The organism is Thermodesulfobacteriota bacterium (assembly GCA_036482575.1).
Taxonomy (GTDB): Bacteria; Desulfobacterota; GWC2-55-46; order GWC2-55-46; family JAUVFY01; genus JAZGJJ01.
This window is the reverse complement of sequence record JAZGJJ010000100.1, coordinates 1-6,983: the sequence shown is the minus strand read 5'-3', so window position 1 is coordinate 6,983 and position 6,983 is coordinate 1. Positions and strand designations below refer to the sequence as shown.

The 6,983-nt window shown below is 58.9% G+C and carries 7 protein-coding genes and 1 pseudogene; 3 read left to right on the top strand and 5 right to left on the bottom strand.

Annotated elements, in window-relative coordinates; genetic code table 11:
• Positions 1–134: 134 nt before the first annotated feature.
• The 5 genes from V3W31_04410 to V3W31_04390 form a co-directional block, all read right to left on the bottom strand.
• Positions 135–668: an O-acetyl-ADP-ribose deacetylase gene (locus tag V3W31_04410; protein MEE9614182.1), complete on the bottom strand. Its 534-nt coding sequence runs from the start codon at positions 666–668 to the stop codon at positions 135–137.
• Between the two features lie 17 nt (positions 669–685).
• Positions 686–1,153: a DUF4149 domain-containing protein gene (locus tag V3W31_04405; GenBank protein ID MEE9614181.1), complete on the bottom strand. Its 468-nt coding sequence runs from the start codon at positions 1,151–1,153 to the stop codon at positions 686–688.
• A 66-nt stretch (positions 1,154–1,219) separates the two neighbouring features.
• The gene (gene amrS, locus V3W31_04400; protein ID MEE9614180.1) at positions 1,220–2,233 is read right to left on the bottom strand and encodes an AmmeMemoRadiSam system radical SAM enzyme; all 1,014 of its coding nucleotides are present in this window, start codon (positions 2,231–2,233) and stop codon (positions 1,220–1,222) included.
• Positions 2,234–2,734, bottom strand: coding sequence for a BCAM0308 family protein (locus V3W31_04395; GenBank protein MEE9614179.1), 501 nt, complete (start codon positions 2,732–2,734; stop codon positions 2,234–2,236). It abuts the gene before it with no gap.
• A gap of 170 nt (positions 2,735–2,904) precedes the next feature.
• Positions 2,905–4,044, bottom strand: a complete 1,140-nt coding sequence (locus V3W31_04390; protein MEE9614178.1) for a fructose 1,6-bisphosphatase — start codon at positions 4,042–4,044, stop codon at positions 2,905–2,907.
• Positions 4,045–4,286: 242 nt separating this feature from the next.
• On the opposite strand from V3W31_04390, the gene V3W31_04385 reads away from it, so the two are divergent.
• The 3 genes and pseudogenes from V3W31_04385 (at position 4,287) to atpA (ending at position 6,949) form a co-directional block, all read left to right on the top strand.
• The gene (locus V3W31_04385) at positions 4,287–5,261 is read left to right on the top strand and encodes an ATP synthase F0 subunit B (protein MEE9614177.1); all 975 of its coding nucleotides are present in this window, start codon (positions 4,287–4,289) and stop codon (positions 5,259–5,261) included.
• Positions 5,261–5,809: an ATP synthase F1 subunit delta gene (gene atpH, locus V3W31_04380; GenBank protein ID MEE9614176.1), complete on the top strand. Its 549-nt coding sequence runs from the start codon at positions 5,261–5,263 to the stop codon at positions 5,807–5,809. The genes V3W31_04385 and atpH overlap by 1 nt, the downstream gene beginning before the upstream one ends.
• Positions 5,810–6,949: pseudogene (atpA, locus tag V3W31_04375) on the top strand (F0F1 ATP synthase subunit alpha).
• The last annotated feature ends 34 nt before the right edge of the window (positions 6,950–6,983 follow it).

Below are 6,983 nucleotides of genomic sequence, written 5' to 3'. Positions count from 1 at the left end.
ATTGCCATTGAAGTCACCCCCTTTTCGGCTGCTTCCGGTTAAAAAAGAGCCGTATCTCCTTTAAGTCTATACCGGAATTCGTCTCTGTCAAGGGGTAGGGGGGGGTGGAGTGGGGGAGAGGAGAGGGTGGACGGTCAGGCGGTGAGCTTCCTTAGCGTCTCCGTATAGACGGTAAGGTCCCCCTCGGAGAAGAGGACGAACCGCACAAGCTTTAGCCCTTTGTTTTCCTTGATGAATTCCATGACGGCCTTAAGGGCGACTTCAGAGGCGTCTTCTATGGGATAGCCGTAGGCACCTGTGCTTATCGACGGGAAGGCGATACTCTTAAGGCCGTTTTCCACGGCGAGCCTCAGGCTTGTTTTGTAGGCCCCGTGTAAAAGTCCGTCCTCATCGTTTGTCCCGCCCCTCCAGACCGGCCCGACGGCGTGTATGACGTGGCGCGTCCGGAGTTTCCCGCCGCCGGTTATGACCGCCCTTCCGGTAGGGCATCCTCCGATCTTCCGGCACTCGGCCATTATCTCCGGCCCGCCGGCGGCGTGTATGGCGCCGTCCACCCCGCCTCCTCCGGCAAGGCGCGAGTTCGCGGCGTTCACGATGGCGTCGGTATCCTCAAGGGTTATGTCGCCGCGTACGAGCGATATAGTCGTCCCGTCGACCTGTAGCTCCATTTGGCACCACCTATCCCTTAGAAGCCGCCGTTCCGGAGGACCACGGCGAGGACTATTATTATAAGGGCCGTCACGAGGTTCGACCGTCCCATAACCTTGGCTATGGTCGAATACGTGCGCGAGTTCCTCGCGCCGGGGCCGAGCCAGAAGTCGTGCAGCAGGCTCGAAATCACTATGATGGTAACGAACGCGAGCTTCGCCATGAGCGCCTTGCCGTAGCCCGTGGAGTAGAGCGCGGGGTCCATGAGTTTCGACGGCGGCACGCCCATGTAGTAGAGGTTTATGGGGCCGGTAACGAGCAGCATCGTTATGGCCACCCAGCCCCAGAACCGGAACCGGCTGCCCACCTCCTGGTATACGGCGGAGCGGGCCTTGGGGTCCTCCATCTTCATGAGGAAGGGTGCGACCACGAGCGTCAGGAAGAGCATCCCCCCGACCCAGAAGAGCGCCGCGACAATATGGAGGAACATAGAAAGCGTCAGCATAGAGGTAAATATGTATCAGGGGGGTTTCCCTCTGTCAATGATAAAAGGATAAAAGCCGCCGGGCGCTTACATCTCAACGCCGTCAATTTCAACGCTACAGTGCGGACATTTGGAGTCTTTAATCAGGTTCTTCCTCACCGTAAAGCCGACCCGTTCGATCAAGAGCTCCTTGCAGAAGTAGCAGTAGGTGGACTCGCCGGGGTCTCCGGGGACGTTGCCGCTGTATACGTACTTGAGTCCCTCGGCGAGCCCTATCTCCCGGGCGCGGTTTATGGTGGAGACCGGGGTGCGCGGCAGGTCGGTCAGCTTGTAGGTCGGGTAGAAAGCACTTATGTGCCAGGGGATGGACGGGTCGGTTTGGTAAAGCCATTTTGCGACTTTCCGGAGCTCGTCGTCGGTGTCGTTCAAGGTCGGGATTATAAGGGTCGTTACCTCGACCCATATGCCCACGGCCTTCATGCGCTCGACGGTTTCGAGCACCGGGGCGAGCCGGGCCCCACATACCTTCTTGTAGAAATCGTCGCTAAAGGATTTTACGTCCACGTTGGCGGCGTCCAGGAGCCCCCGCATTTCACCCAGGCACTCGCTCGTCATGAAGCCGTTGGTGACGAAGTTATTCTTAAGTCCTCTTTCTTTCGCCAGCCGGGCGCAGTCACGGGCGAACTCGAAGAATATCGTCGGCTCGGTGTAGGTGTAGGATATGCCGGCGCTTCCCCCGCTCTCCGCGTCGCTTACGACCTCTTCGGGGGTGGCCGCCATGCCCGTAACTACTTTTCCCCCCTCCCGGGGCATCTGGGATATTTCGTAGTTCTGGCAGTGGAGGCACCGGAAGTTGCACCCCGCGGTGGCGATCGAGTAGGAGGTGGAGCCCGGCTGGAAGTGGAAGAAGGGTTTTTTCTCTATGGGGTCGATGTTCCGCGCTATGAGGAGGCCGTAGTTCAGGCTCCAGAGCTTGCCGCCCCTGTTTTCCCTTACCCCGCAGATACCCCTCTTGCCGTCGTTTATCTTGCAACGGTGGCAGCAGAGGCGGCACTCTACCTTTTTGTTCCCGATTCCCTTCCAGAGTTCGGCCTCCCGCATCTATCTTGTCCACACCACGCGCGCCATCTTCACGTCCGAACCCCACTTGTACTCGACCTTGCCGCTAAAGCTCTTGTGGAGCACCTGCCCGATCCTCTGGGCGAGCTTTTCCGTGGTGGTCGTCACCTCCATCTCTCCCTTCTTTCTCTTTATGTCGATTATCCGGTCGAGCGGGTTGTGGTACATGGCGCGTTCTTCCTTGTTCCTTATGAGGTTCACTATCTCTTCGGCGTGCTCCCTGGCGAACTCCCCGCGTATGGAGACGAAGCCTCCGGCAAAGCCGTCCTTTATCTTCTGGCAGGCCGGGCAGAGGACCTTTACGGAAGGTTTCGCTTCGGTGACCTTATCGGGCAGGCTCCATCTTTTGTTGTGGTATACGGCCCCGCACTTATTGCAGGCCGCCATGTCTTTGGGGGCCTCTTTGAGAAGGTACGGATCCTTTTCCGTGTCTATCGACTTCTTCGTGCTGCTCCTTAGGTGTTTTCCGTTGCCTTTTGTCATGCGTGCCTCCTTATGAAGCGGTTCTTGATCCGCCCCTGCGTTATTCCGTCTCTATATATAAGTATACCAGCCTTTGGTGCGATGGCAAGGGGGGGTAGGTATGGGGGGGGGTCTTACGGGGAGTTCACGGATCATTGGTTTCAGGGGTTTCAGGGGCTTTAGGGATATGCTCACTGATAAAGCCCCTTGAACTTATGTACTTTCCCTTTTCCCTTCTTTTTCTCTCTCTCGAACCGGCCTTTGAGCCTCTCGACGACCGAGGGCAGGGTGCCGTACTCCATCCGCTCCTCGGGCATGCGGTGGGGCTGGAACGGGCCGTGGCCGCGCATGTAGTCGCCGACCCTGCCCGAAAGCCTTCGGGCGCCGTCGAAGCCAGGGTCGTCGAACATGTCGTGCGGGCCCAGGAGGCGGCCGTTGGAGAGCTGGAACCCGGCGGCGATAACCCTCGGGGGGCCGCCGGACCTCGTGGGGTTGGCCTCGTAGAAGGGGACGGGCATAAGCGGGCCGGTATGCGAGCCCCCGAGCCACCCCTCGACAAGGTGGGGGAAGGCGAAGGGCTCCAGCACCTCGCCCACGGATGGGAAGCCGTTCTCGCACCTTACGAGCGCGACCGGATCGTCCCCGCCCCCCCCGCCCGCGTGTCTCTTTATGGGTATACGGGCCGACGCCGCCGAGGCCTGCTCCATGTCCGAGTTCCTGTGTGTCGCCGTTATCGCGTACCTTGAGGTGAAGCCTATGAGCGACAGGAGGTAGTGGAGCTCTTCGGGGCAGGAAAGCATAATGTGGCTGTCATCTCTAACGTCGGTGACCCTGAAGGAAAAACCGCTTATCATGACCGGGTCGTCCACAAGGCCCGAGCTGTTGAACGGGTCGGCGAACACCTTGAAAAACGGGAGGTTCCACGCCCCGGAGGCGGCCTTGTCCGTCATGTATACGATGACCGGCTCGCTCTTCCTCTCCGTGAACTCGATCTCCGCCACCGCCGGCCCCATGCCCGTAAGGCTGCCGTGGAACTCCTCCCCGATGAGGTCCTCTCCGGCGTCGTGGAGCTTCAGCCCCTTAGCGACCCGGCCGCAGGCTACGAGCGTGTTCCACGCAAGCTCGTGAATTTCCCCGCTTTCTTCCCCCTCTCTGTGGGCCAGCAGGATTCCCATGTCGTCCCCGCACCTCAAGAGGTGGAAGTCCGTTAAGGCGCCCTGTTTCTTTGCGCGGCCAAGCCTCTCTCTGGCGGTATCGAAGAGGTCGGGGTGGACGCTCGTGTGTCCCACCATCCCCCCGACGTCCGCCTTGACCATACTTAACGTAAGCATTGAGTCCCCTATCGTGGTGTTTTTCGCGTTTTTTTCGTTATTTCTCCCGTTTTTCCCGGCGGGAAACCCATAGTCTGAAGTATAGCCCGCTTAATGCGGCTGTCAAGGTGTGCGGCAAGGGGCGTGCGTGAAATGGCATTTACCATCAGATTCAGGGATTGTCCTTGACAATTCGTAGGCCCATGTGGTACTAATCCTTCTTTATTTCGCATACCAAGACGACCTGTTAAAGGAACCCGGCTATGATGGATCTCGACCACACACTAATCTTTCAGATAGTGGCTTACTTTGCCCTGCTTTTCGTGCTGAACCGCATCCTCTTCCAGCCCGTTATATCGGTGATCGAGGAGAGGAAGAAGCGGACCGAGGGGGCCTTGAAGGACGCCGAGGACACGGAGAGCAAGGTCGCCGAAGGGGTTCGGGACTACGAGAGGCGCCTTAAGGAGGCGGTGGTCCGGGGGCAGGAGGCGAGGGCGGCGGTGAGGCAGGAGGCGTTAAGTAAGGAAAAGGCCGTTATGGAGGCCGCGAGAGTCGAGGCGAACGCCGAGGTCGGCAAGGTGAGGACCAGGATCGAAAAGGACGGCGCCTCGGCGCTCACGCAGCTCAAGAAAGACGCCAGGGGCATCTCAAAGAGCGTGGCGGAGAAGATAATCGACAGGAAGGTTATAGCGGGCATTGCGCTTGTTTTGGCTTTTCTGCCCTCCCTGGTCCTGGCCGCCAACGGTGGGGGTGGGGGGCACGAAGAAGGCAGCGCGATACCCTGGAAGTTTATTAACTTCTGCGTCCTCCTTGTCGGGCTCTACCTTGTATGGAGGAAGTGGATAAAGGGTTTCCTCGAGCAGAGGACCGAGGATATAAGGACGGCCATAGAAGATGCGGAGCGGGCCAAGGCCGAGGCCGAGGCGAAGCAAAAGGAGTATGAAGAGAAGCTCGGCCTCCTGGATAAAAAGGTGGAAGAGATACATGCCGGATTGAAGCTCGGGGGCGAGGCCGAGAGGGAGAAGATATTGAAGGAGGCCGCGGAGGCCGCCGCTAAGTTGAAGGAGCAGGCGAAGCTCACCGCCGAGCAGGAGGTGAAGAAGGCGAAGTTGTCGCTCCAGAAAGAGCTCGCCCGGCTCTCGGTGGAGATGGCCGGGGAAATACTCTCGAAGGAGATAAACCCCGAAGACCAGAAGAAACTCATGAAAGACTATCTGGAGAGGTTAAAACTTAACTGATGAGTAAAACCGCCGTCGCCAGGAGATACGCCCGGGCCCTTATAGAGGTCGGGACCGAAGGGAAGGCAGACGAGAAGTTCGGCGACGAGCTCAAGGAGCTCGTCGCTGTCTTTAGTGAGAGCCCCGTACTCTACCGTGTACTCCTGAACCCCATGTACAAGCTCGAAGAGAGGGTCGATATGGCCGGTGAGGTTGCCGATCGCATAAAGGTCTCCGGGGAGGTCAAGAGGTTCCTGGCCATACTGGTCGAGGGGCGCAAGGTAAAGCTCATCGAGGAGATATCGAAGGCGTACGCGAGGATGGAGGACGAGCTTACCGGAAGGCTCAGGGTAACGGTCGAGTCGCCTTTCGAGATGGATAAGGCCGCGCGCAGCGCCGTAGCCGAACGGCTCAAGGCGGAGACGAAAAAAGAGGTCATACTCACCTGCGAGAAGAACCCGACCCTCATAGGCGGGCTTGTCGTAAGGGTGGGCAATACTATAATGGACGGGAGTTTGAGGACGCAGCTCGAACGCGTAAAGCAAAAAATGCTGGAAGGAGTGGCTTAAATGATCAAGGCCGGAGAGATAACGGAACTCATCAAGGGACGGATAAAGGGTTTCGAGAAGGAAGTCAACGTCGAGGAGGTCGGCACGGTCATATCCGTGGGCGACGGGATAGCAAGGATATACGGGCTCGAGAAGGCGATGGCCGGAGAGCTCGTCGATTTTCCGGGAGGTATAACCGGGATGGTCCTGAACCTCGAAGAGGATAACGTCGGCGTGGCGATATTCGGCCACGACTTCGAGATAAAGGAAGGCGACACGGTAAAGAGGACCGGGCGGATAGTGGAGGTCCAGGTGGGCGAGGCGCTGCTCGGAAGGGTCGTGGACGCGCTCGGTCAACCCATAGACGATAAAGGCCCGATGGAGACCAGGGAGTCCAGGAGGGTGGAGATAAAGGCCCCCGGCATAGTCTTGAGGCAGCCCGTCTCAGAGCCCTTGCAGACGGGGATCAAGGCCATAGACAGCATGATACCCATCGGCAGGGGGCAGAGGGAGCTTATAATCGGCGACCGCCAGACCGGAAAGACCGCCGTCGCCATCGATACCATCATAAACCAGAAGGGCCTCGATGTCGCGTGCATATACGTGGCCATAGGGCAGAAGCAGTCGACCGTGGCCCAGATAGTCGAGAAGCTCAGGCAGTTCGGCGCCATGGAATATACGATAGTCGTCGCCGCCACCGCCAGCACGTCGGCGCCGCTCCAGTTCATATCCCCCTATACGGGATGCACCATAGGGGAGTACTTCCGCGACAACGGCAAGCACGCGCTCGTGGTATACGACGACCTATCGAAACACGCGGTGGCCTACCGCCAGCTTTCGCTGCTCCTCCGGCGGCCCCCGGGACGTGAGGCCTTCCCCGGAGACGTTTTCTATCTCCACTCTCGCCTGCTTGAGAGGGCAGCTAAGCTGAAAGACGATGTCGGCGGTGGTTCCTTGACCGCCCTTCCGATTATAGAAACGCAGGCCGGAGACGTCTCCGCCTACATACCCACGAACGTCATCTCCATAACCGACGGCCAGATATACCTCGAGACCGACCTCTTCCACTCGGGTATAAGGCCGGCGGTAAACGTCGGCCTCTCGGTCTCCAGGGTCGGAGGGGCCGCGCAGGTCAAGGCCATGAAGCAGGTGGCCGGTACATAGAGGCTCGACCTCGCGCAGTACCGTGAGCTCG